This window comes from Streptomyces venezuelae (assembly GCF_008642295.1).
GTDB lineage: Bacteria > Actinomycetota > Actinomycetes > Streptomycetales > Streptomycetaceae > Streptomyces > Streptomyces venezuelae_C.
The window spans coordinates 3,631,752-3,656,073 of the sequence record NZ_CP029190.1; the positions used below are offsets into that span (position 1 = coordinate 3,631,752).

The 24,322-nt window shown below is 70.9% G+C and carries 22 protein-coding genes and 1 pseudogene; 16 read left to right on the plus strand and 7 right to left on the minus strand.

Features of this window, described 5'->3' with window-relative positions; translation table 11 throughout:
- Positions 1–9: 9 nt before the first annotated feature.
- Both DEJ50_RS16010 and DEJ50_RS16015 read right to left on the minus strand, forming a co-directional pair.
- Positions 10–915 carry a LysR family transcriptional regulator gene (locus DEJ50_RS16010; RefSeq protein ID WP_150208671.1) on the minus strand — a complete coding sequence of 302 codons (906 nt, stop codon included), beginning with the start codon at positions 913–915 and terminating at the stop codon, positions 10–12.
- Positions 916–1,021: 106 nt separating this feature from the next.
- Positions 1,022–2,620 carry a S1C family serine protease gene (locus tag DEJ50_RS16015; RefSeq protein ID WP_150208672.1) on the minus strand — a complete coding sequence of 533 codons (1,599 nt, stop codon included), beginning with the start codon at positions 2,618–2,620 and terminating at the stop codon, positions 1,022–1,024.
- Between the two features lie 193 nt (positions 2,621–2,813).
- Here DEJ50_RS16015 and DEJ50_RS16020 point away from each other — a divergent pair, with 193 nt between their 5' ends.
- From DEJ50_RS16020 to DEJ50_RS16030, 3 genes and pseudogenes are all read left to right on the plus strand, one after another.
- Complete coding sequence (locus tag DEJ50_RS16020; RefSeq protein ID WP_150208673.1) at positions 2,814–3,614, plus strand: glycerophosphodiester phosphodiesterase; 801 nt, start codon at positions 2,814–2,816, stop codon at positions 3,612–3,614.
- Positions 3,615–3,699: 85 nt separating this feature from the next.
- A pseudogene (locus tag DEJ50_RS16025) lies at positions 3,700–4,296 on the plus strand (ATP-binding protein); the annotation flags it as partial.
- Between the two features lie 255 nt (positions 4,297–4,551).
- Positions 4,552–5,526, plus strand: a complete 975-nt coding sequence (locus DEJ50_RS16030; RefSeq protein ID WP_150208674.1) for a DUF5926 family protein — start codon at positions 4,552–4,554, stop codon at positions 5,524–5,526.
- Positions 5,527–5,705: 179 nt separating this feature from the next.
- Here DEJ50_RS16030 and DEJ50_RS16035 read toward each other — a convergent pair whose 3' ends face one another.
- Both DEJ50_RS16035 and DEJ50_RS16040 read right to left on the minus strand, forming a co-directional pair.
- Positions 5,706–6,311, minus strand: coding sequence for a hypothetical protein (locus DEJ50_RS16035; RefSeq protein ID WP_150208675.1), 606 nt, complete (start codon positions 6,309–6,311; stop codon positions 5,706–5,708).
- Positions 6,312–6,374: 63 nt separating this feature from the next.
- Positions 6,375–7,202, minus strand: coding sequence for a bifunctional DNA primase/polymerase (locus DEJ50_RS16040; RefSeq protein ID WP_150208676.1), 828 nt, complete (start codon positions 7,200–7,202; stop codon positions 6,375–6,377).
- Positions 7,203–7,817: 615 nt separating this feature from the next.
- Between DEJ50_RS16040 and DEJ50_RS16045 the strand changes: the two genes are divergently transcribed.
- Together DEJ50_RS16045 and DEJ50_RS16050 are read left to right on the plus strand one after the other, a co-directional pair.
- Positions 7,818–9,074: a PP2C family protein-serine/threonine phosphatase gene (locus DEJ50_RS16045; RefSeq protein ID WP_150208677.1), complete on the plus strand. Its 1,257-nt coding sequence runs from the start codon at positions 7,818–7,820 to the stop codon at positions 9,072–9,074.
- 102 nt (positions 9,075–9,176) lie between these two features.
- Complete coding sequence (locus DEJ50_RS16050; RefSeq protein WP_150208678.1) at positions 9,177–10,640, plus strand: aminopeptidase P family protein; 1,464 nt, start codon at positions 9,177–9,179, stop codon at positions 10,638–10,640.
- 89 nt (positions 10,641–10,729) lie between these two features.
- Here the strand turns inward: DEJ50_RS16050 and DEJ50_RS16055 are convergent, their stop codons facing one another.
- Positions 10,730–11,221 carry an ATP-binding protein gene (locus tag DEJ50_RS16055; protein ID WP_150208679.1) on the minus strand — a complete coding sequence of 164 codons (492 nt, stop codon included), beginning with the start codon at positions 11,219–11,221 and terminating at the stop codon, positions 10,730–10,732.
- 146 nt (positions 11,222–11,367) lie between these two features.
- Between DEJ50_RS16055 and DEJ50_RS16060 the strand changes: the two genes are divergently transcribed.
- The 9 genes from DEJ50_RS16060 to DEJ50_RS16100 all read left to right on the plus strand — a co-directional run bounded on the left by DEJ50_RS16060 (position 11,368) and on the right by DEJ50_RS16100 (position 21,170).
- Positions 11,368–12,207: a hypothetical protein gene (locus DEJ50_RS16060; RefSeq protein ID WP_150208680.1), complete on the plus strand. Its 840-nt coding sequence runs from the start codon at positions 11,368–11,370 to the stop codon at positions 12,205–12,207.
- A gap of 112 nt (positions 12,208–12,319) precedes the next feature.
- Positions 12,320–13,045 carry a YcnI family protein gene (locus DEJ50_RS16065; RefSeq protein WP_150208681.1) on the plus strand — a complete coding sequence of 242 codons (726 nt, stop codon included), beginning with the start codon at positions 12,320–12,322 and terminating at the stop codon, positions 13,043–13,045.
- 65 nt (positions 13,046–13,110) lie between these two features.
- Complete coding sequence (locus DEJ50_RS16070; RefSeq protein ID WP_150208682.1) at positions 13,111–13,761, plus strand: SCO family protein; 651 nt, start codon at positions 13,111–13,113, stop codon at positions 13,759–13,761.
- Positions 13,758–14,258, plus strand: a complete 501-nt coding sequence (locus DEJ50_RS16075; RefSeq protein WP_150208683.1) for a copper chaperone PCu(A)C — start codon at positions 13,758–13,760, stop codon at positions 14,256–14,258. The genes DEJ50_RS16070 and DEJ50_RS16075 overlap by 4 nt, the downstream gene beginning before the upstream one ends.
- Positions 14,259–14,280: 22 nt before the next feature.
- Entirely contained in the window at positions 14,281–16,308 is a 2,028-nt protein-coding gene (locus tag DEJ50_RS16080; protein ID WP_150208684.1) for a copper resistance protein CopC, read from the plus strand.
- Positions 16,309–16,313: 5 nt separating this feature from the next.
- The gene (gene efeB, locus DEJ50_RS16085) at positions 16,314–17,594 is read left to right on the plus strand and encodes an iron uptake transporter deferrochelatase/peroxidase subunit (RefSeq protein ID WP_150208685.1); all 1,281 of its coding nucleotides are present in this window, start codon (positions 16,314–16,316) and stop codon (positions 17,592–17,594) included.
- A 42-nt stretch (positions 17,595–17,636) separates the two neighbouring features.
- Positions 17,637–18,572, plus strand: a complete 936-nt coding sequence (gene pheA / locus DEJ50_RS16090) for a prephenate dehydratase (protein WP_150208686.1) — start codon at positions 17,637–17,639, stop codon at positions 18,570–18,572.
- Between the two features lie 517 nt (positions 18,573–19,089).
- The gene (gene serS, locus DEJ50_RS16095) at positions 19,090–20,367 is read left to right on the plus strand and encodes a serine--tRNA ligase (protein WP_150208687.1); all 1,278 of its coding nucleotides are present in this window, start codon (positions 19,090–19,092) and stop codon (positions 20,365–20,367) included.
- Positions 20,364–21,170: an HAD family hydrolase gene (locus DEJ50_RS16100; RefSeq protein ID WP_150208688.1), complete on the plus strand. Its 807-nt coding sequence runs from the start codon at positions 20,364–20,366 to the stop codon at positions 21,168–21,170. The genes serS and DEJ50_RS16100 overlap by 4 nt, the downstream gene beginning before the upstream one ends.
- A 133-nt stretch (positions 21,171–21,303) precedes the next feature.
- Here the strand turns inward: DEJ50_RS16100 and DEJ50_RS16105 are convergent, their stop codons facing one another.
- Entirely contained in the window at positions 21,304–21,858 is a 555-nt protein-coding gene (locus DEJ50_RS16105) for a hypothetical protein (RefSeq protein ID WP_190344531.1), read from the minus strand.
- 153 nt (positions 21,859–22,011) lie between these two features.
- Between DEJ50_RS16105 and DEJ50_RS16110 the strand changes: the two genes are divergently transcribed.
- Together DEJ50_RS16110 and DEJ50_RS16115 are read left to right on the plus strand one after the other, a co-directional pair.
- Positions 22,012–22,995 (plus strand): sensor histidine kinase, encoded by a 984-nt coding sequence (locus DEJ50_RS16110; protein WP_150208689.1) that lies wholly within the window; start codon positions 22,012–22,014, stop codon positions 22,993–22,995.
- 10 nt (positions 22,996–23,005) lie between these two features.
- The gene (locus DEJ50_RS16115; protein ID WP_150208690.1) at positions 23,006–23,650 is read left to right on the plus strand and encodes a response regulator; all 645 of its coding nucleotides are present in this window, start codon (positions 23,006–23,008) and stop codon (positions 23,648–23,650) included.
- Between the two features lie 22 nt (positions 23,651–23,672).
- On the opposite strand, the gene DEJ50_RS16120 is transcribed toward DEJ50_RS16115, so the two are convergent.
- Positions 23,673–24,308, minus strand: coding sequence for a rhomboid-like protein (locus DEJ50_RS16120; protein WP_150208691.1), 636 nt, complete (start codon positions 24,306–24,308; stop codon positions 23,673–23,675).
- Positions 24,309–24,322: the final 14 nt, after the last annotated feature.

Below are 24,322 nucleotides of genomic sequence, written 5' to 3' on the forward strand. Positions count from 1 at the left end.
AGAACGGGTTCAGCAGCCGACGCGATTGGCCGCCGCGCGCTTGAGCTTCTCGAGCACGACCGCCGTCGCCGGGATCCGGAGATGGTCCTGGTAGACGTACGCGGAGATATGGCGGCGGGCGGCCGGCTGGAGGGCCCGCCCGCACACCCGGTTGAGCGCCAGCGAGGGCAGGACCAGGGCCGGCATCATCGCCACACCCAGGCCCTGCGCAACCAGGCTCTGCACCACCAGGTTGTCATCGGTGGCAAACCGTATGTCGGGGACGAATCCCAGCTCCGCACACTCGTGCAGGAGATTGGCCCGGCACCGCGGGCAGCCCGCGATCCACTGCTCCTCGGCGAGGTCGGCCAGGTTCACGGCCCGGCGCCGGGCCAGCGGATGACCGTTGGGCAGCAGGACGGTCAGCTGGTCCTCCAGCAGCCTGACCTCGGCGACACCCTCCGGGATCTCCTCGTGCAGCCCGGGGTAGGTGAACGCCAGGGTGATATCGCAGTCTCCGCGCTGGAGCCGGAGCAGCGATTCCGGCGGCTCGCCCTCCAACAGCTCGACCTGTACCCCGGGATGGTCCTTGGCCAGGCCGCTGAGGGCCTCCGGAACCAGGGTGACATTGGCACTGGGGAATCCGCACAGCCGGACCCGGCCGGTACGCAGCCGGGCGTACGCCTTCATCTGCTGTTGGGCGGCGGACAGACCGGCCAGGATCTGCTCGGCATGCCGGGCCAGGGACTCACCGGCCTCGGTGAGCTGCATCCTCCGGCCCACCCGGGTGAACAACGGGGTCCCGACGGCCCGTTCGAGGGCCTTCATCTGCTGGGTGATGGCGGGTTGGGTGTACCCCAGGGCACGGGCAGCCGCCGAGTAGGAACCGGAGGCCACCACTTCGTGGAATGTCCGTATGTGCCGGGAGTCGAACACGTGCGAAGCATAAGCGGACATTGGGAGGGGCCGCAGGCTCATTCGCGCCTACGGCCCCTCACCATCAGGACAGTCCTGCCGCCCAGTTGCCCCGCTGCGCGGTCGGCTACTTGTCCCCGACCCGTGAGCCGAGGGTGATGTCCACCGTGGCCGGCTTCCCATCGCGCAGGTAGGTCAGCTTCAGCGTCTCGCCCGGCTTGTGGGTCCAGATCTCGCTGATCAGGGTGGGCCCGCTGTCGATCTGCTTGTCGCCGAGCTGGGTGATCACGTCACCGGGCTTGAGACCCGCCTTGCCGGCCGGACCGCTCGGGTCCACCAGCTCGTTCGGGGTGCCGCCCTTCGTGGAGATCGTGGCGCCGTCGGACTTGGCCTGCAGGTCCACCGAGACCCCGATCACCGGGTAGACCGGCTTGCCGGTCTTGATCAGCTGATCGGCGACGGTCTTGGCCTGGTTGATCGGGATGGCGAAGCCGAGGCCGATCGAGCCGGCCTGGCCGCCGCCGAATCCGCCGTTGCCTGCCGACTGGATCGCCGAGTTGATCCCGATGACCGCGCCGCGACCATCGAGCAGGGGGCCGCCGGAGTTGCCCGGGTTGATCGAGGCGTCGGTCTGCAGGGCGCTCATGTACGAGTTCTTGTTGCTGGAGCCGTCACCGGAGGCCACCGGACGGTTCTTGGCGCTGACGATTCCGGTGGTGACCGTGTTCGACAGGCCGAAGGGGGCCCCGATCGCGATGGTCGGGTCGCCGACCGCGACCCGGTCGGAATCGCCCAGAGCCAGCGGTGCCAGGCCGGCCGGCGGGGCCTTCAGCTTCAGCACGGCCACGTCGTAGCCCTGGGCCCGGCCGACGACCTCGGCGTCGTACTTCTTCCCGTTGGAGAAGGTCGCGGAAAGCTTTCCGCCGTCGGCGGCGGAGGCCACCACGTGGTTGTTGGTGAGGATGTGGCCCTGCTGGTCGTAGACGAACCCGGTGCCCGTGCCCCCCTCGCCGTCACCACCCTGGGCCTGGATCGTCACGACGCTGGGCAGCGCCTTCGCGGCCAGGCCCGCGATGGAGCCCGGCTCGCGCTTGATGTCCTTGGGGGTGACGCCGGCGCTGACGGTGGTCGAACCGGAGCCGGTGTCCCCGCGCTCGGCGGCCCAGTAACCGATTCCGCCGCCGATGCCACCGGCAAGCAGGGCGGCCACCAGGACGCCCGCAATCAGGCCGCCCCTGCCCTTGGGCTTGGCCGGGGGGACGCCGTCGGTGGTCAGAGGGGCGCCCCAGACTCCGGCGCCACCGCCGTGTCCGTGGGCGCCGGGCATGCCGTACGCCGGGACGGTGGGCGGGGGCGGCGGCCAGCCGGCCGCACCGTGCGCGGCCGGTACGGGGGCCGGGGCCGGAGCCGGAGCCGGGGCGCCGTAGGCGCCCTCAGCCGGGGCAGGAGGGGTCGGCGGCAGCTGCTGGGTCGGCGGTTCTGCCGGGGCAGGAGCGACCGGAGCCGGGGCCGGTGCGGCAGCCGGGGCCGCGGGTTCCTGAGCCGCCGGAGCGGCAGGCGCCTGGGCCGGGTCCGAGACCGGGGCCGGTGCCGGGGCCGGGGCCGTCGGCGGCGCGGCGGGCGGGACGGCGTCACTCGCAGGCGTGGGAGCGGCCACCGGCACGGGAGGTTCGGACGGGGCCGCGGGGGGCGTCGGGGCCGCGGTGCCCTCGTTCTCGGTGCTCACAGCGCTCTCTCCTCGTCACATACGGCTCATCGGATATCGGCAGACAACGGATATCGGTCCGACTGAACGTTCGACCGGCCGTACAAGTTCCTGGGCGAAGCCTTTCCCATGTCCTGTCAGAGCACTGTAAGCCGGACCTGTGCGTTGTCGCCCAGCCCGGCACGCCCGGCCCCCGCGGTGGCACCATGACCCGGTGACCCACGCAACGCCGCGCCCCATCCAGGTCGTCGCCCACCGCGGAGCCTCGGAGGACGCCCCAGAGCACACTCTGGCCGCCTACCGAAAGGCCATCGAGGACGGTGCCGACGCCCTCGAGTGCGATGTGCGGCTCACCGCCGACGGCCATCTGGTCCTGGTCCACGACCGGCGGGTGAACCGCACCTCCAACGGCCGCGGCGCGGTCTCCGCCCTGGAGCTGGCCGATCTCGCCGCACTCGACTTCGGGTCGTGGAAGGACCGCGAGGAGTCACCCGACTGGGACGCCGACCCCGACCGCACCTCCGTACTGACCCTGGAGCGCCTGCTGGAGCTGGCCGCCGACGCGGGCCGGCCGGTGGAACTGGCCATCGAGACGAAGCACCCGACCCGCTGGGCCGGACAGGTGGAGGAGCGCCTGCTCTTCCTGCTCAAGCGGTTCGGGCTGGACTCCCCGCCGGCCGAGGGGCCGCACCCGGTCCGGATCATGAGCTTCTCCGCGCGCTCCCTGCACCGGGTGCGGGCCGCCGCCCCCACCGTCCCGACCGTGTACCTGATGCAGTTCATCTCGCCGCGCATGCGGGACGGGCGACTGCCGGCCGGGGTGCGGATCGCCGGACCGGGCATCCGCATCGTCCGGAACCATCCGGGCTTCATCCGCAAGCTTCAGGCCTCCGGACACTCGGTACATGTATGGACCGTAAATGAGCCAGAAGATGTTCAGCTCTGCGCTGATCTGGGTGTAGAAGCAATCATCACGAACCGACCCCGCCAAGTTCTGTCCCAACTCGGGCGCTGACGTCCCCTTTCTCCCGCCTGCCCCAGGGCCACCGCCCATCACAGGGTGTGCTCCGGCGCATCCGTTCCGCATTCGATGGTCATGAATGCGTCAGAGGTCTCCGCTCCGGCGGTTTCCGGTCCAGGCCATCGGGGCATCCAGACCATGGCGTGGGGCTAAGGAGGTTCCGGGGGTGGCGTTGGTGGTGGCACAGGAGGTGCCCACGTCGTCGTGCATGGCCGTACCCCATGGTCCTGCGGGCGTGGGTGAGGCAAGACACCGCATGCGTGAGCAGTTGCGCATCAGCGGAGTGTCCGAATCGGTCGTGGACGACGCCGTTCTGATCCTTTCCGAACTGCTCAGCAATGCCTGCCGACACGGCAGGCCACTGGGCACCCAGGAGATCGGAGACGGAGACATACGCGCCGCGTGGCGCGTGGACCAAGCGGGTCGGCTGACGGTCGAGGTGACGGACGGAGGCGGGCCCACCCGTCCTGTTCCGGCCACGCCCTCGGTCACCGCGCGGGGCGGCCGGGGGCTGAACATCATCAGCGCCCTCGCCCAGGACTGGGGTGTCCGCGACGGAGCCGCGGGCGAGGTCACCGTGTGGGTGATCGTTGCGGCGGGAGCCCGCCATGACGATTTCGCTACGCGCGTTGCGCCGCCTGCGATCGACTTCACGGCGCCTTTCGACGATCTGGAGATGCCCGAGATACCAGAGATGCCCGAGATGGCGCGAGACCCACTGAGATCGCCGAGATCCCCTGAGGTCTGACCGAGGTCTGACCTGAGGTCTGGTCTGAGGGCCCGAACGAGGTCCGACGGGATCCGCCGAACGGCCGTCCCCGGGAGTGCACGCCGACCGTGCTTCCGGCAGGGCCCCCGGTTCGGCGGTACCGGCAGTGCGAGCGACTAGGCTCGCGCCGTCACGTACCGCCGCAACCGGGAGACACCGACCATGGCCAAGAAGCGCCCCGCAGCAACGACTGCCAAGCCGCAGCTCAAGGACGGGGAGATCCCGGTGGTGGGCGCCCGCGAGCCCTGCCCCTGCGGTTCCGGGCGCCGCTACAAGGCCTGCCACGGCCGGGCCGCCGCGCACGCCGGCACCGAGCTGGTGCAGCGCCCGTTCGAGGGGCTGCCCGGCGAGTGCGACTGGGTGGCGCTGCGCGAGCTGGTGCCCGCCGCCACCGTGGCGCTCTCCCTCAAGGGCGGCCTGCCCGAGGGCGTACCGTCGGTGACGCTGGTGACCGTACTGCCGATGGCCTGGCCGGCGCTGCGCCGCGAGGACGGCTCCGTCCTGCTCGGCCTGCAGAACGACACGTCCACCGGAGACCTCGCCCGGGACATGGCCGACACGCTGGAGCGTGCCCTCGCCGCCGAGCCGGGCACCCCGGTGCCGGCCCGCAAGGTGCCGGCCGACGGTCCTCGACTTCAGGATCTCCTCGATGTGGACGGCGGTTTCGAGCCTGTTGTGCACAGCGGGTTCGAATTCTGGATTCCGGATGCGGAGAGCGCCCAGAACGCCTCTCCGGAGATCGCCGCCTCCCTGGAGCGCGCCAACGCCGCGGCCATCCCGACCGTCAAGCTGACCGGCGTCGACGCGGCCTACTGGTGTGAGACCCCGGACAAGAACCACCTGCGCTGGGTCATGCCGCACCCGGAGGAGAAGCTGCTCGACGCGCTGGCCCGGCTGCACGCCTCGGGCGAGTCCTCCCTGGGGGAAGGCACCCGTCTGGTCGGGTCCTTCCGGGCGCACGGCCTGATGGTGCCGGTCTGGGATCTGCCCACCGGCGTCGGGGCGAAGGACGTGGAACAGCCTGCCGCAGCCTTCGCGGAGCGGCTCGCCAAGGCGCTCGCCAACGACGCCCCGCTCACCTCCGAGGAGCGTCGTGCGCGCGGCGGTCTCACCAACCGCCAGGTCACTCTGAGCTGATCCACGGACACGCACAGGCTCGGTGACCGGAGTCACAACTCCCGCTAATCGCCTGCAAATCGGTGTCTGAATATCAGAGATCGAATTTGCGTACCGGCGATCTCTTGTTACCGTTCTTGTAGCCCGGTCGCTGGTGCATCCCCCGTCGCCAGCGACCGGGCCTTATTTTCGTCCACGGCTCAACCGTCCGTGGACACAGGCGAGTTGCTCCCCGACCGCAGCAGCAGTCGCCCTTCATCATCCGGAACTGCAAATTCCGCTACGGCCGTGTAGTCGTCCTGCACTCCGGCGGACCGGTCACGCGGCGTTTCACACAATCCCGGCTCGTCTCCCGCCCCCACCTTGCAGTGGATCTGTACGGTACGCCCGGCCGGGCCCATCAGCGTCAGGACGGCGTCCAGCGCGCGCCCGCTGGTGTTCCGGTAGTAGCTGCGCCCCCAGGTCTGCCCTCCGCCGGCCAGCACGCAGGTTTGCGCCTCCACCCCGTCGGGCGAGGAGAGTTCGGGGCCGCAGCGGGAATCCGTCCGCGGGGCCTCGGACGGTCCGGGCTGCCCGCCCGCCCCGGCTCCGGCAGATTCCCCGCCCGCATCTCCCCGGCCGTCCTGTCCTGTCGGACCGGAACCGGCGGGCCGGCCGGAATCCTCCGCCAGCCCAAGAGCGGTGAGCAGCCCACCGCCCTTTCCGTCGTCCTGACCACGGAACTCCGGTCCCGCAATCGCCCCGGCGAGCGGAAGCGACAAGATGATCAGTACACCGGCGCCGATAGCGGTCAGGCGGAGATTCATTCGCCGAAGATAGCGACGCGGGAATCGGCTACGAAGATGCCCGCGCCCAATTCCCCGGGAAACTCACGCCGGTGGCACCCGTTCGAGTGAAGCGGCCTCCACCAGGGCATCCACCACCTCGGCCACGTCCGGCAGCCAGGGCCGCCGCGCCCCGCAGCCGGCATCCGCACCCTCGGCCGCCCGCGGTGCGCGTTCCCAGCGGACCCGGCTGCCGACGGTCGACCCGGAGGCGGAAGACCCGGAGGCCGCCGCCCCGGAGGCGGGCACCAGCAGATAGCCGCCCTCCCCGTGGAAGCGCAGCGTGGACGGCACATGGTCCTTCGCGTAGAGGAGTTCGCCGAGCCGTTCCAGGGAGTACGGCTCCACCAGCAGCGCCCACCGGGCGGGGGTGGCGACCACCGGCCCCACCCGCAGGCCCAGCGCGTCCAGCCGGGCCAATGCCAGCGCCGCCGCACCGGCGGGCAGGCTCACCGCACAGGGCGCACGGCCTCCGGTGGCCAGGATGACCGGCGCCGCCGGTCGATTGGTCCACCACCAGCGCACCATCCGGGCATCGGTGGTGGCGGCCAGCAGGCCGGGGTCGAAGGGATGTGCGCCCGGCACCGGGCAGTCGGGATCGGGGCAGGCGCAGCGCCCGCCGTCCGCACCCGACCGGCCCACACCGGGAAGTACCGGCCACTGCCATGTGGTCGCACACCGAAGTGCTCCTTCGAGCAGATCGGGTGAACCGTCCGGCCCGGAACCGGAGCTGAAACCAGAGCCGGAGCCGGAGCCGGAACCAGAGCCGGAGCGGGAGCCGAAGCCGAAGCCGAGTCCGGACCCGGCGCGGGAACGCGCGGACTGCAGGGAACTGCGGAGCCGCTGGAGACGCCTTCCGAGGATCTCGCGCATGAGCGCTCGTTCCTTTCCGTTGAACGCCGAGGGTCACATCACACCACGTATGCGGTGTTTCACCACACGTACACGTTTCGCGTCACTGTCCGCCTGAAGCAGGTTCACGCGGCTCGTGCAGTCTTCTTACGGGTCCATGAAACGTCCGGCGGGGGCGGAACGCACCCGCACCGGGTCGCGCCCGGCCTCCGTCAACTCTCCTCGGTCAACACCGACTACGTACCCGGAGCCGTTCCAGCGCCCGCTCAGTCGATCGCAAAAAGGGGCCACTTGCCGCCTTTTCCGGCCAAGTTTGAGCCTTGGCTGCACGGGGAGTTGTCGCCTCACGGACACCAGGATTCCCACCTGGGCAATGCTGGACATCGCTCCACCTGTGCGTGTAGATGTGGACCCATTGATGGCGGCCCAGAATGATCTGGGGGTTTGCAATGCTTTATGGCGAATCGCACCAGGTGGAAAGGCGGATGCCATGAGCGCCCCGCATCTGCCGAAAGTGGCTGGAATCGATCCAGCAGTTGCGGCTTCCCCTCACACTGCGGCTTCGCCCGCCCGCCCGACCCCCTCCCCCCTGCGCCGGCCGCCTCGAGCACGGTCATCCAGGACCGGCTGGCGGGCATGGTCTCCGACCTCACCACCCTCCACGAACTCACCGAGCGCCTCGCCCGCGCCACCGACCTCGCCGCCTCGCTCCAGGAGTTCCTGCGCGCCGGAGCCGCCCTGGTCGGCGCCCGCCGCGGCCTGGTCGTCCTGGAACCCGCCGACGGCCTCGGCCCCGCCACCACCATCGGCCTTGGCCTCGGCCGCGCCGATCTCGGCCACATCGAGACCGTGCCGCGCAGCGCCACCTCGTACGGCCGGATCCTCGACGGGCTCCCGGACGCCCACGGCGGCTCCGAAGTGCTCCCCGAGCCGGACGCCGCCCCCGGAACCGGCGGGTACGCCGCCCAGGTCGACCCACGCCACCGCGAGGTCGCCGCCCGCCTCGGCTACGCCGCCAGCTACGCACTCCCGCTGACCGCCGAGTCCACCGGCCGGCTCGGCGCGGCCGTCTGGCTGTACGACGAACCGGCCGAGCCCGGCGACCGCCAGCGCGACCTGGCGGGCCTCTACGTACGGCACGGAGCCGAGCACCTCGCCCGGGTGCTGGAGGCCGAGCGCGCCCGCATCCGGCTGGCCACCATCTCGGAGGAGCTGCTGCCCAGCCGGCTCCCCAGGATTCCCGGGGTCCAGCTCGCCGCCCGCCACCGCACCGGACCGGCCGGCGGTGGCGACTGGTACGACGCCCTGCCGCTGCCGGAGAACGCCCTCGGCCTGGCCGTCGGCTCGGTCACCGGCTCCGGGCCCAGCGCGGTCGCCGCCATGGGACGGCTCCGCGCCTCCCTGCGCGCGTACGCCGTGATGGAGGGCGAGGACCCGGTCGCCGTCCTCTCCGACCTGGAACTGCTGCTCCGGCTCACCGAACCGGCCCGCTCGGCGACCGCGCTGTTCGCCTACTGCGAGCCCGCCCGCCGCAAGATCGTCCTGGCCGGGGCGGGGCACACTCCGCCGCTGGTGATCGGCGAGCGCCGCACCGAGTACGTGGAGACCTCCCTCTCCGCCCCGCTCGGCATGCTCGCCTGCTGGGAGGCGCCGAGCGTGGAGATCGAGCCCGCCGCCGGAGAAACGGTGCTGCTGTACACCGACGGGCTGCTGCGGCGTACCGGCGACCCGATGGACCGCGCCTACGCGCGGCTCCACGCAGCCGCCGCCGGAGTGCCCCGATCACTCCGGGAGGACCCGGACGCCGTCTGCGAGCACATCCTGCGCACGGTTCTGCCCGACGGGGACGGGGGCGGCGAGGACATCGTGCTGCTGGCCGCGCGATTTGACTGATTTGTCACATCCCTGCCAGCTGCTTGCCCTTCGCACATACGATGGATGCGGCCCCACCCGGTCCATTTCGTAGCGCAGCAGCGAAGCAGCGGAGGAGAAGACGTGGCTGACGAGCTCACCCCGGAGACCCCGGAAGAAGAGCAGCCCCAGAAGGCGCACAAGCAGCGCAAGAACGGTCTGTACCCGGGCGTCAGCGACGAACTCGCCGAGAGCATGCGTACCGGCTGGGCCGACACCGAGCTCCACGGCCTCGAGCCCATCGCCCAGGCCGCCCACACCGCGGCCCGCCGCGCCGCGCTCTCCGCGCGCTTCCCCGGCGAGCGCCTCGTCATCCCCGCGGGCCGTCTGAAGACCCGGTCGAACGACACCGAGTACCCCTTCCGCGCCTCCACCGAGTACGCGTACCTGACCGGCGACCAGACCGAGAACGGCGTCCTGGTCCTGGAGCCCACCGTCGACGGCCACACCGCGACCGTGTACCTGCTGCCGCGCTCCGACCGTGAGAACGGCGAGTTCTGGCTCTCCGGCCAGGGTGAACTGTGGGTCGGCCGGCGCCACTCGCTGGCCGAGGCGGAGCAGCTGCTCGGCATCCCCGCCAAGGACGTCCGCAAGCTCGCCGAGGAGCTCTCCGAGGCCACCGGCCCGGTCCGCAACGTCCGCGGCCACGACTCCGTCATCGAGGCCGCGCTGACCGACAAGGTCACCAAGGAACTCGACGAGGAGCTGCGCGTCTACCTCTCCGAGGCCCGCGCTGTGAAGGACGAGTTCGAGATCGGCGAACTGCAGAAGGCCGTCGACTCCACCGTCCGCGGGTTCGAGGACGTGGTGAAGGTCCTGGACAAGGCCGAGGCCACCTCCGAGCGCTACATCGAGGGCACCTTCTTCCTGCGCGCCCGCGTCGAGGGCAACGACGTCGGCTACGGGTCCATCTGCGCCGCCGGCGCCCACGCCTGCACCCTGCACTGGGTCCGCAACGACGGCGCCGTCCGCTCCGGCGACCTGCTGCTCCTCGACGCCGGTGTGGAGACCCACTCCCTCTACACCGCGGATGTCACCCGCACCCTGCCCATCAACGGCACCTACACCGACATCCAGCGCAAGATCTACGACGCGGTGTACGAGTCCCAGGAAGCCGGCATCGCGGCCGTCAAGCCCGGCGCGAAGTTCCGCGACTTCCACGACGCCTCGCAGCACGTGCTCGCCGAGAAGCTCGTCGAGTGGGGCCTGCTGGAGGGCCCGGTCGAGCGGGTCCTGGAGCTGGGCCTCCAGCGTCGCTGGACCCTGCACGGCACCGGCCACATGCTCGGCATGGACGTCCACGACTGCGCCGCCGCCCGCACCGAGGCCTATGTCGACGGCACCCTGGAGCCCGGCATGTGCCTCACCGTCGAGCCCGGCCTCTACTTCCAGGCCGACGACCTGACCGTGCCGGAGGAGTACCGCGGCATCGGCGTCCGTATCGAGGACGACATCCTGGTGACCGAGGACGGCAACCGGAACCTCTCCGCCGGACTGCCGCGGACCTCCGGCGATGTCGAGGCCTGGATGGCCCGCCTCAAGGGCTGATCCGCCCCCGAGCAGCTCCCCGCGGACCGCGCTGCGTGAACCGCGGAAAAAGGGGCGGTGTCCCGACCGGGCACCGCCCCTTCGCCGTCCTATGAAGCCTTGAGCAGGGCCCCGTCCTGCCACTTCAGCATCTTGTCGAAGCTGACCACCGCGCCACGGCCCGGCCGGTTGCGGAATCGCACGTGATCTGCGAGTTCCTCGATCAGGCACAGTCCCCGGCCGTGCTCCCGCAGCCCCGGCCCGGACTGTCCGGCCGACGCCGCCGGCCCCGCCGCACCCGGCTGCGGAGGTCTGTGGCGGGTCACCGTATGCGCCGGGAAACCCGGGCCCGAGTCCGTGACCTCGATCCGGCAGCGGTCCCCGTCCAGATATGCGGTGACGCGGTACGCCCCGCTCTCCGCCCCCGGATCCCGCCCGCCGTGCTCCACCGCGTTCGCACACGCCTCGCTCAGCGCCACCGAGAGGTCGAAGGAGATGTCCGGGTCCACCCCCGCGGTCTCCATCGTCCCCAGCAGCAGCCGCCTGGCGAGCGGCACGCTCGCAGCCTCGCGCCTCAAGTGGAGAGACCACCAGATGCTCATACCTGTACCTATTGCCGCCCACGCCACCCCGTAAGCCCCTCGCAGTCGGCAGAGCGCTCATTCGGCCCATGCCACCAGGGGGACTCAAGGGACCTTCCGGACCTGCCGTAGGGAAGCGGTAAGCGCAGTGCGATGATGGCCCGGCCATGACTGCCCCCCAGACGGCACGCGCCGGAGCCGGACTCCGGCTCATCCGGGCCGCGGTGTTCACCGCGGTCTGCGTCGTGCTGTCCGCGGCCGGGCATGCCCTGGCGTCCTGTGCCACCGTGCCCTGGTGGGCGATAGGCGCCGGATTCCTCGCCGTTTTCGCCCTTGCGGCACCCCTCGCAGGCCGCCGACGGAGCCTGCCCGGCATTACCGCCGGACTCGTCGGCGGACAGCTCGCGCTGCACGCCCTGTTCGGCCTCGGCCAGCATGAGGCAGCTGCTGCCACGGCAGGTGCAGCCGGCCCGGCCCAGGCGGCCTCCGACACCTCGCTCGCGGCCTTGGCGGCCCGCCTGGTCTGCGGCGGGAACTCCGTCCCGCTCAGCCCCGGCCAGGCCCGCCGGATTCTCGAGGCCGCCGGGATCAACCCCGACACCTCCACCGCCGCCCTCGCCGGGCAGGCCGCCCACACCGCGCACACGCACGCCGCCCACGCCGCCCAGACCGCCGCCGAACCGGCGACCGGGCTGTTCAGCCTGCCCATGCTGCTCGGCCATCTGCTGGCCGCGCTCGCGGCCGGCTGGCTCCTCGGCCGTGGCGACGCCGCCCTGTTCCGCATCGTCCGGCTGTCCCGGCGGTCCGCCGAAGCCGTTCCGGTACGGGCCCTGCGCGCCGCACTGGCCTTCGTACGGGCCCTCTGCGCGGGACTCGCAGGCGCGGCCCCCGGTACCCCGCAGGCCGTACGCACGGCCCCGGACCGCACCGGCACGCCCGGCCGGGTGGCACTCCAGCACACGGTCATCAGGCGGGGACCACCCGCGGCGTACGCCCTCGCAGCCTGACGCGGCCCTTGGCTCACCACCCCTGACCAGGGGCGGAAGTACCGGTGCCGCGCACTCCGCGCGCGCCCGTGCGCGGGGCCACCGTCATTCCTGCTCCCGTGGAGTTCCCGCCATGAAGACCTCTCGCGTCTCCTTCGCCGCCGCGCTCGCCGCCGGCTCCGTCCTCGTGCTCTCCGGCACCGCCTTCGCGCACGTCAGCGTGCAGCCCGCCGGAGAGGCCGCCCAGGGCGGCTACGCCACCATCAACTTCAAGGTGCCGAACGAGCGCGACAACGCCTCGACGAACAAGCTGGAAGTCAGCTTCCCGACCGACCACCCGCTGACCTCTGCCATGCCGCAGGACATCCCCGGCTGGACCGTGAGTGTCGAGAAGACCAAGCTCGACAAGCCGCTCACGGTGCACGGCAAGCAGATCAACGAGGCAGTCAGCAAGATCACCTGGACTGGCGGGACCATCGGACCCGGCAAGTTCCAGCAGTTCCCCGTCTCGGTCGGCAAGCTGCCCGAGAACACCGACAAGCTGGTCTTCAAGGCGATCCAGACCTACGACAACAACGAGGTCGTGCGCTGGATCGAAGAACCCAAGGAAGGCGCCGAGGAGCCGCAGAACCCGGCTCCCGTGCTCGCGCTGACCCCCGCCAAGGGCGACGACCACCACGGCGGCGACGCCAAGGGCGGCAAGCAGGACGCGCACGGCAAGGACGCGAAGGACGGCGGTCACGACGAGGCTGCCGCGAGCAGCTCCGACACCACGGCCCGCGCCCTCGGCATCACCGGCATCGTCGTCGGCCTCGGCGGCGTCGCCTTCGGTGTCGCCTCCCGCCGCCGCACCTCCTGACCGGCCCCTCTGCCGGCCTCCACCCGATGAAATCCGTACATCCCCGATCCCAGGGACCACTCTCCATGCGCACCACACGTGTGACGGCCGCCGCCCTGGCAGCGGCAGCCGTTTTCACCCTCGCCGCCTGCGGCGACAACAAGCCCGCCAAAAGCGCCGTTGCCCAGGTGAACGCCCCGGCCAAGACCGCGGCGGGCACCGTGCTCGACCGGCCCTTCGAAAAGCCGGACCTGGTCCTCACCGACACCACGGGCAAGCCGTGGAACCTGCGTGAGCAGACCAAGGGCAAGGCCGTGCTCATCTACTTCGGCTACACCAACTGCCCCGACGTGTGCCCGCTCACCATGAGCAACATCGCCGTGGCCCGTAAGGCTCTCCCCAAGGCGGACCAGGACAAGCTCCAGGTCGTGTTCGTCACCACCGACCCCGAGCGGGACACCCCGGCATCCCTCGGCTCGTGGCTCAAGGCCCAGGACCCGTCCTTCGTCGGCCTCACCGGCGACTTCAAGACCATCCAGGCAGCAGCCCGCAGCATCGGCATCGGCATCGACCCCGCCAAGAAGGAGGCCGACGGGAGCGTCGTCTCCATGCACGGCGCCCAGGTCCTGGCGTTCTCCCCCAAGACCGACGAGGGCTATGTCCTCTACGGCGAGGACACCAGCGCCGACGCCTACACCAAGGACCTGCCGAAGCTCGTCAAGGGAGAGAACCCGTGAACCGCCGCACCACCCGCACCCTCGCCGCCGCCCTCTCCCTGACGGCCGCCCTCGCCATATCCGGCTGCTCCTCCGACTCCGGCTCCGACTCGGGTTCCGGCTCCGACAAGCCGGCCAAGCCCGCCATGACGGTGAGCGGCGCCTTCATGCCGGAACCCGTCAACGACAAGATGGCCGGCGGCTTCATGGTCATCAAGAACGGCTCCTCGACCGCCGACAAGCTCACGGCCGTCACCAGCCCGCTCTCCGATGACGTGCAGATCCACGAGACCAAGAACCAGAAGATGCAGCAGGTTCCGTCCATGGACGTACCAGCGAACGGCGAGCTGAAACTGGAACGCGGCGGCAACCACGTCATGTTCATGGGGCTCAAGAACAAGCCGAAGGTCGGCGACAAGATCACCATCGAACTGCGCTTCGAGAAGGCCGGCCCTGTCAAGGTCGAACTCGATGTGAAGGAACGGACCCACAACCCGCAGAACGAAAACTCCCACTGACGGACCGAGGGACTGACACGCCATGACGGCCACCGCCCCATCCCCGGCCCGCACCACTGCCACGGCACTCCTGCCGCGGCTCGTGCTGGTCCTCGCAGCCTTGCTGGCAACCTTGTTCACCGCGGCCACACCGGCCGCGGCACACGCCGCACTCACCGCGAGCGACCCCAAGGACGGGGCGGTGGTCGCCACTGCGCCGGCCCAGGTCACCCTCTCCTTCTCGGAGAAGGTCGCCATGGGCGACGACTCCATCCGCGTCATGGACCCCCGCGGCAAGCGCGTCGACACCGGCGAACTCCGCGACCTGTGCAGCGGATCCGTCATCCGCTACGGCACTGCCCTGCACACCGGACTCCCCAACGGCACCTATACGGTCGCCTGGCAGGCCGTGTCCGGTGACAGCCACCCCATCTCCGGCGCCTTCACCTTCTCCATCGGCGCCCCCTCCGCCACCACCGTCACCCTGCCCACCCGTCAGGCCGGCGACGGCCCGGTCGGCATCGCGTACGACATCGCACGCTACGCCGCCTACGCCGGGTTCGCCGTCCTCGTCGGCAGCGCCGCCTTCATCCTGCTGTGCTGGCGCCGCGGTGCCGCCGAACGCCCCCTGCAGAAGCTCGTCCTGCGCGCCTGGGTGACCCTCACCGCCGCCACGCTCGCCATGCTCGTCCTGCGCCACCCGTACACCGGGTCCGGGGAGTTCGCCGACGCCTTCGACCTCGGTGGGCTGAAGGCCGTACTGGAGACCAAGACCGGGGCCTCCCTGGTCTCCCGACTGCTGCTGCTGGGAGCCGCCGCCCTCTTCATCGCCGTACTCTTCGGTTCCTATGCCCGTCAGAAGCCGGCCGAGGACGCCGTGACGGACGCTGCGACGGACGCCGCGAAGGACTCCACGGGGGGCGCATCGAAGGACACCGCCGACGACGCGACCGGTAGCGCCGAGGAGGCGAAGGAGCTCAGCGACCTGACCTTCGGCCTTGGCGTGGGCGGCACCGTCGTGGCCGGCGGCATCGCCGCCACCTGGGCCCTGTCGGAACACGCATCCACCGGCATTCAGACCGGCATCGCCATGCCGGTGGACATCCTCCATCTGCTGGCAGTCGCCACCTGGCTCGGTGGGCTCACCGCCCTCCTGGTCGCCCTGCACACCAGCCCCGCGCTCCCCCGCGAGACCGTTCAGCGCTTCTCCCGGATCGCTTTCACCAGCGTTCTGGTCCTCGCCGCCACCGGCCTCTACCAGGCCTGGCGGCAGGTCGGCAGTTGGTCCGCTCTCACCGGCACCGGCTACGGACAGCTCCTGCTCGTCAAGATCGGCCTCGTCGCCGTCCTTGTCGGCGTCGCCTCGATGTCCCGCAGGTGGACCGCCCGGCTGGCCACTCGCAGCGATGTTTCACGTGAAACAGCGACCGCGCAGGACACCGAGACGGACACCGAGCCGCAGCCCGAGCCCGAGCCGGTCTCCGTCCCCGCGGATCCCGAACGCGCCGCCCAGCTCGCCCGGCAGCAGGCCGCCCGTACCAAGGCCCGCAAGCAGCGCCTCCGCAACGCCGACACCGACCGCGCCGGACTACGCCGCTCGGTCCTCACCGAGGCCGCCGTGGCCGCCGTACTGCTCGCCGTCACCACCCTGCTGACCAGCACCGAACCGGGCCGGGCCGCAGAACTCGAAGCCGGGCGGGACACCGCCACGGCCACCGCCGTTCCGAACCGCCCCATCAAGATCAGCCTGCCCTTCGACACCGGCGGCCAGTCCGGCAAGGGCACCGCACGCCTTGAACTCGACCCGGGCCGGACCGGTGCCAACACCCTCCACCTGTGGATCGACGGCGCCGACGGCCAGCCCCTCGACGCCCCCGAGGTGAAGGTCTCCTTCACCCTCCCCGCCCAGGAGATCGGCCCCCTGCCCCTGGTCCCGGACCGCGCCGGCGCCGGGCACTGGAGCGCGAGCGGGGTCCAGCTCCCGCTGGCCGGCGAGTGGCGCATCGACGTGACCGTCCGCACCTCCGACATCGACCAAGTGACCGTCAACAAGAACGTGAAGATCGGCTGAGCAGCGTGACTGAGAGCACCACCGACATCGAGATCTCCCGTAGGCGGCTGCTGGGCACCGTCGGCGCGGCCGGCGCCGCCGGACTCGCGCTCGGCGCGGCCGGCGGCGCGCTCGGCCACTCCGCACTCGCCGACAGCGGCAACGACAGCGGCGGCACCGGCAACCCCGGCGCCCTGTCCACCCTGGGCAGCACGGCGGTCGCCTTCCACGGCGACCGGCAGGCCGGCATCACCACCCCCCTCCAGGCCAAGGGCCACCTCCTCGCCCTCGACCTGGCCCCCGGCGCCGGCCGTACGGAGGCCATCGCCCTGCTCCGCCGCTGGTCCGACAGCGCCCGCCGGCTGATGGCGGGGGAGCCCGCGGCAGCCGGCGACACCGGGATCGCCCTCGACGCGGGACCCTGCTCCCTCACCGTCACCTTCGGCTTCGGCCACTCCTTCTTCGACAGGACCGGGCTCACGCACCGCCGGCCCACCGCCCTCGACCCGCTGCCCGATTTCTCCGCGGACCAGCTCGACCCCAAGCGCAGCAACGGCGACCTGTGGATCCAGATCGGCGCCAATGACGGGCTCGTTGCCTTCCACGCCCTGCGGACCCTCCAGAAGGAGGCCGGTGAGGCGGCCCGGATCCGGTGGCAGATGAACGGCTTCAACCGCTCCCCCGGCGCCACCGGCACCCCCATGACCGCCCGCAATCTGATGGGCCAGGTCGACGGCACCGGCAATCCCAAGCCCGCCGAACCCGACTTCGACCGGCGGATCTTCGTCCCGGACGCCGGACCCGGCCCCGCCGAACACGCCTGGATGGCCGGCGGCTCCTATGCCGTCGTACGCCGTATCCGGATGCTCCTCGACGACTGGGAGAAGCAGTCCCTGGAGCAGCAGGAACAGATCATCGGCCGGAAGAAGGCCAATGGCGCGCCGCTGACCGGCGGCACGGAGACCACCGAGCCCGATCTCAACAGGTTCGGCGCCGACGGAAAGCCCGTCATCCCCTCCAACGCCCATGCCCGTATCTCCGCCCCCGAGCAGAACGGCGGTGCCGCCATGCTCCGCCGGCCCTTCTCGTACCACGACGGAATCGGCCCGGACGGCACTCCCGACGCAGGGCTGCTCTTCGTCTGCTGGCAGGCCGACCCGCTCCGCGGGTTCGTCCCCGTCCAGCGCAAGCTCGACCGGGGCGACGCCCTGTCCCCTTTCATCCGGCACGAAGCCAGCGGACTGTACGCCGTGCCGGCCGGGCCCCGGCCCGGGGAGTACGTCGGCCAGCGACTGCTCGAGGGGTGAACGGCACCACGGGGCGGCCCCTCCCGGCATTAGGCTGACCGCATGTCGGCCACGCGCTTCACCTATCTCGGACCCGAGGGCACGTTCACCGAAGCCGCCCTGCGAACCCTGCCGGAAGCCGCCACCCGGGAGCTGGTCCCGATGGTGTCGGTCCCGGCCGCTCTGGATGCCGTACGCAACGGAGAAGCCGCCGCGGCCCTGGTGCCGATCGAGAACTCGGTGGAGGGCGGAGTCACCGCCACCCTCGACGAGCTGGCCTCCGGCGAACCCCTGATGATCTACCGCGAGGTGCTGCTGCCGATCGCGTTCGCGTTGCTGGTTCGGCCCGGCACCAAACTGTCCGACGTCAAGACGGTCACCGGGCACCCGGTGGCGCAGCCGCAGGTGCGCAACTGGCTGCGCGCCCACCTGCCCGACGCGGTGTGGGAGTCGGCCGCCTCCAACGCCGACGGCGCACGGCTCGTCCAGGAGGGCCGGTTCGACGCAGCCTTCGCCGGGGAGTTCGCTGCCGCCACCTATGGGCTGGAGCCCCTGGTCACCGAGATCCACGACGCGGAGAACGCAGAGACCCGGTTCGTGCTGGTGGGCCGGCCGGCCCGGCCGGCCGCGCCCACCGGTGCCGACAAGACCTCCGTGGTGCTCTGGCTCGGCGACGACCACCCCGGAGCTCTGCTCGAACTCCTCCAGGAGTTCGCGGTCCGCGGGGTCAACCTCATGCTCATCCAGTCCCGGCCCACCGGCCAGGGCATCGGCAACTACTGCTTCGCCGTGGACGCCGAAGGCCACATCTCCGACCGCCGGATGAGCGAGGCGCTGATGGGCCTCAGGCGCACCTGCCCGCAGGTCCGCTTCCTCGGCTCCTATCCGCGGGCGGGTGTTGCGCAGGGTGACATCAGAGCCGCCCGCGCCGGAACCACCGACGGCGACTTCACGGCTGCCTCCGACTGGCTGACGCGCTGCCTCGACGGGCGTCCGTAAAGTTATCCACCGGGTTATCCACAGGCTCGGCCTCGAGCCTGTGGACTAGTCGACACCGGGGCCCCGTAAGGTCGACAAATCGGTCGGGGCACTCAGGTTTCGCATGAGCGAGCGGTAGGTGAACGGCGTCACCCCCGTATCCCCGATCAACTCTTTGGAGCGAGTCATTCCCACCCGAATGAGTGTGTGAGGGTGGTTTGAACCCCGATTCGACCCACGCCGAGCTTCCTCGGGAATGATCCCCAATTCTGTCCACAGAGACCGGCCACAGCCTGTGGACAAGAGGCCTTCGCGCTCCATTCCTGTGGACAAGTCGGCTGTTCAGGCCGTGCACCCGCGAGGCGCAAGGGTCACCGATGTACCTATTTCGGGGAATCGGAACCCTTTTATCGACCATCGTGGGCCGCCCGGTTCCGGCCACACGGCAACAGTTTTGCATTCGCGGCAATTGGGACATAGCGACACGCAGCGTGATATCGGTGTGATCCCCTCGAGCCCCGCCCGGTAGCCTGGAGGGGTGATTGACCTCCGGCTGCTCCGTGAAGACCCCGACCGTGTCCGCGCCTCGCAGCGCGCCCGTGGAGAGGACGTCGAGCTTGTCGACGCACTGCTCTCCGCCGACGAGCGCCGCAGGTCCTCGGGCGTCCGATTCGACGAGCTCCGCAACGAGCAGAAGTCCCTCGGCAAGCTGATCCCCAAGGCCTCCCCGGAGGAGCGGGCGGAACTGCTCAAGAAGGCCGAGCAGCTCAAGGCGGACGTGAAGGCCGCCGAGGCCGCGCAGAACGAGGCGGACGAAGCCGCCCGCGCGCTGCTGCTCCAGCTGGGCAACATCGTCCACCCGGACGTGCCCGTCGGCGGCGAGGAGGACTTCGCCGTACTGGAGACGCACGGCACGATCCGCGACTTCGCCGCCGAGGGCTTCGAGCCCAAGGACCACCTGGAGCTCGGCGAGCTGCTGGCCGCGATCGACGTGGAGCGCGGCGCGAAGGTGTCGGGCTCGCGCTTCTACTACCTCACGGGTGTCGGCGCCCTGCTCGAGCTCGCGCTGGTCAACGCGGCCATCGCGCAGGCCACCGCGGCCGGTTTCATCCCGATGCTGACCCCGGCCCTGGTGCGTCCGCGGGCCATGGAGGGCACCGGCTTCCTCGGCCAGGCCTCGGAGAACGTCTACCACCTGGAGAAGGACGACTACTACCTGGTCGGCACCTCCGAGGTACCGCTCGCCGCGTACCACATGGACGAGATCATCGAGGCGGACAAGCTGCCGCTGCGGTACGCCGGCTTCTCGCCGTGCTTCCGGCGTGAGGCCGGCACGTACGGCAAGGACACCCGCGGCATCTTCCGCGTCCACCAGTTCGACAAGGTGGAGATGTTCTCCTACGTCGCGCCGGAGGACGCCGAGGCCGAGCACCAGCGCCTGCTGGACTGGGAAAAGCAGTGGCTGACCAGCCTCGAGCTGCCGTTCCAGGTGATCGACGTCGCCACCGGCGACCTGGGCGCCTCCGCCTCCCGCAAGTTCGACTGCGAGGCCTGGATCCCGACCCAGGGCAAGTACCGCGAGCTGACCTCCGCCTCGAACTGCGACAGCTTCCAGGCCCGTCGCCTGTCGGTGCGCCTGCGGGACGGCAAGAAGACCCAGCCGCTGGCCACCCTGAACGGCACGCTGTGCGCCGTTCCGCGGACCATCGTGGCACTGCTGGAGAACCACCAGCAGGCCGACGGTTCGGTGCGGGTGCCCGAAGTGCTCCGCCCGTACCTGGGTGGCCGCGAGGTCCTGGAGCCGGTCGCCAAGTGAGTCTTCCGTACCGCCTGATCGCCACCGACCTCGACGGCACGCTGCTGCGGGCCGACGAGTCGATCTCCGAGCGGACGCGCGAGGCGCTCGCCGCGGCGACCGCGGCGGGGGCCGCCCACATCGTGGTCACCGGCCGGGCCGTGCCCTGGACCCGTCCCATCCTCGACGACCTGGGCTACCAGGGGCTCGCGGTGTGCGGCCAGGGAGCCCAGGTCTACCACGCGGGAGAGCACCGGCTGCTCACCTCGGTGACCCTGGACCGGCAGCTCGGCGGGCTGGCACTGGCCAAGATCGAGGCGGAGCTGGGCCCGGTCTTCCTGGCCGCGAGCCGGGACGGGATCGACGGCGACGTGCTGGTCGGCCCGGGCTACCAGGTGCAGGAGGGGCCGCTGCCGTACGTGTTCCTGAAGGACACGGCGGAGCTGTGGGCGGCCCCGCTCACCAAGCTGTACATCCAACATGCCGAGCTGGACGACGACACCCTCGCCACGACGGCGAAGAACATCGTCGGGGCACTGGTCGACGTGGTCGTGGCGGGGCCGGGCGTGGTGGAGATACTGCCGCTGGGGCTGAGCAAGGCGACGGGGCTCTCTCTGGCGGCGCGCCGGCTGGGTGTGAAGAAGACGGAGACCATCGCCTTCGGCGATATGCCGAACGACATCCCCATGTTCGGCTGGGCGGCCCACGGTGTGGCCATGGCCAACGCCCACCGTGATCTGAAGGCCATCGCGGACGAGGTGACGACCTCCAATGAGGAGGACGGCATCGCGGTGGTGCTGGAGCGCCTGCTGGGCGCGGCCTAGAAACGCATGCAGGAGGTCCGGGACGGCCCGCGCCCTGAGGCGCGCTCGAAGTGGCCGACCCGGACCTTTTGTTGCTCCCCGCGAGATCCACTGTGCCCGGGCGGGTGGTCGCGGACCAGTGAATTTCCGCGCATCAGCCGTGTATCCGGCGGCGCCGCCAGTAGGCGACGGTGAGGATGCCCAGCAGCGGACCCCACAGCAGCAGGGGCGCGTAGGTCAGGGCGAAGAGCCAGCCGTAGAACCCGGTGGGCGCGTCGGGATTCGCGGCGTTGGTGTCGTTCCACACCCAGGCGCCCAGGAACGTGACGCCGGTGACTGCGATGGCGCCGAGCGCGGCGGGGACCAAGGCCGTCATGGGGTGGATCCGGCGTCCGCCCAGTCCGGGCACCCAGTGGGGCACCTGCTCGCCCCAGCGCTGGACCAGGCCGAGACTCAGCAGGCCCGCGGCTTCCTGGAGGGCACAGACGAGGAGCAGGGCCAGGGATGCCCGGCCCGGATAGTACGAGTGGTGCAGGTCGCTGCCGGGGCCCCAGCCCATGGGCACGCCCAAGGCGATCAGGAGCCGCCACAGGCAGCTGGGCAACACGGTCAGCGAGGCGAGCCTGGCGGTCCGGACGAGCCGGGGGGAGACGCCGGGAGGGGTGTCCGTGGCCCGGGCGGGTGCGGTGGCGGCCGTGCTGGTGGTCATCGGCCAAGTCCTTGTCCTCGGGCATCGGTTGATGTCTCCAACCTCGTCGGTCGAGGTCCCGGAATCCATCCGCCGACCGGCAGGTCGTACCGGTACGCGGCTCTGCCGATCGGCAGATGGCCGGGGTGGGTGCGGGCTCGTAGGGTCGGCCGGGTGATCTCGAAACTGAGCGCCGGATACGGTCCTTCGCTGGCTCTGGGGGCCGTCCTGCTGCTGGTCGCCTCCGTGCGGGGTGCACCCGCCGCGGGGACGCTGCTCGGGGTCGGGGTACTGCTGCCGCTGCTGGCGCTCACGGCCCGCTGGTCGCCGCGGCCATGGGCCTGGGCCGGCTGCTGTCTGGGCGGGGCGGCGGTGGCGTACTGGCCGGTTTCCCTGATGCCGGACGCGGGGTGGCCGGAGGCGGCCGGGGCCGCGCTGTTCTGGGCGTTGCCGGCGGCAGGAGCGTCCGGAGCCGGTGCGTACCTGCGTCGTCAGGCGGGGCGGTCCCGACGGGCGGTGGTCGAGGCACGGCGGGAGCAGCAGCTGGAACTGGCCCGTGATCTGCATGACTTTGTGGCGCACGATGTCAGCGCGATCGTGGTGCAGGCACAGGCGGCGCGGTTCGTGGCGGAACAGGATCCGCGGCACGCGGTGGCGGCCCTGGAGCGGATCGAGGCGGCGGGACTGAACGCGCTGGCCACGATGGACCGTACGGTGCACGCGCTGCGGGCGGCGGGCGGCGGTCCGACGGCGCCGACCCCCGGGCTTGCGGAACTGCCCGCTCTGGTCGGCAGGTTCGAGGGCGGGGTACTGGAGGCGGATCCGGTGGCGCTGGCGGGGCTGTCCCGGGAGGCGGACAGCACGGCGTACCGGGTGGTGGTGGAGGCGCTGACGAACGTACGGAGGCATGCGCCCGGGGCCGCGCTGGTGACCGTGGCGGTCCGGCGGGCCGGGGCGGGGATCGAGCTGAGTGTGGCCAATTCCGCTGCCCAGGGGGGTGGGCGGGGGCGTTGGGCCCGGCGCCGGAGCGGGACCGGGCTGGAGGGTCTGCGGGGGCGGGTGGAGGCAGCGGAGGGGACTCTGACAGCTGGCGCGGTGGACGGGGGCGGCTGGCTGGTCCGTGCGGTTTTCCCGGCGGTGACAGCCCCCCAGGGGTGATCATGGTCGGGTGACGACGCGGATTCTGATAGCGGATGACCAGGCGGATATTCGCAGCGGATTCCGGCTGATTCTCGATTCTCAGCCGGACATCAGCGTGGTGGGGGAGGCGGAGGACGGGGAGCAGGCAGTGGCGCTGGCCCGGGAGCTGCGGCCGGATGTGGTGCTGGTGGACATCCGGATGCCGAAGCTGGACGGGCTGGAGGTGACCCGCCTGCTGGCACCGGTCACCAAGGTGGTCGTGGTGACCACGTTCGATCTCGACGAATACGTTCACACTGCACTGCGGTACGGCGCCTGTGGGTTCCTGCTGAAGCGCTCTGGCCCGGCCCTGCTGATCGAGGGGGTGCGGGCGGCCGTGCAGGGGGACACGATGATCAGTCCGCAGATCACCGTGCGGCTGCTGAGCCGGCTCACCGAACAGCCTGCTGCACGGGTTCCCGCGCCTCATCCGCTGACCGAGCGGGAGCTGGAGATCGTCCGGCTGGTGGCCCGGGGCCTGACGAATGCGGAGATCGGCTCGGAGCTGTTCATCAGCGCCGGGACGGCCAAGACCCATATCGCCAATGTGCAGGCGAAATTGGGGGTGCGGAACCGGGTCGGAATCGCCTCGTGGGCGTGGGAGCACGGGGTGGTGTCAGCGGAGACCGGCTGACTCCCGAGTGACTCCCGGCTGACTATGTTTCACGTGAAACAGGGTGCCGGGTGAGGGGCCAGGCCAGCAGACCGACGGCGAGGGCGATGGCGTGCCCGAAGTCGGTGAAGGTGGCCCCGGTGAGCAGGGGGATCCCGAACAGGGCGACGGCGCCGATCAGGTAGGGCCAGCGCCAGGGGTGGGGCAGCCGGTAGGTGAGCACCCCGATGGCAGCTGCCAGTCCGTAGCTGACGCCGATGTCGACCACATGGGCCATGCTGCGCGGGGCGCGATGATCCTCGATGGCCATCAGGACCAGCTTCTGGCTGGCCAAGGTGGCGGCGATATGGGCGGTTGCGATGATGACGAGCCAGCGCAGGGTACCCAGCCAGCGTTCCACGGGCGCCTGGAACACCTCGAAGAGGAGGGCGTAGAGGGCGAGAGAGGCGGGGTTCTCGATCCAGAAGGCGCTGGTGACGAGTGACCTGATCGGGTACTGGTCGAGCTCGTGGATATTGCTGCTGTTGCGGTGCAGCAGCAGGTGTTCGGGCTGCTCGGGGACCAGGGCCACGACGAGGCTGGTGACGGCGATGATCAGCAGCCAGATGTGCGTCCCGGGCGAGGAGCGTACCCAGGACCGCACGGGCCGGGAGGGCTCGGGCTCGGTGTGCGGCAGCATGCGCCGATCATGAC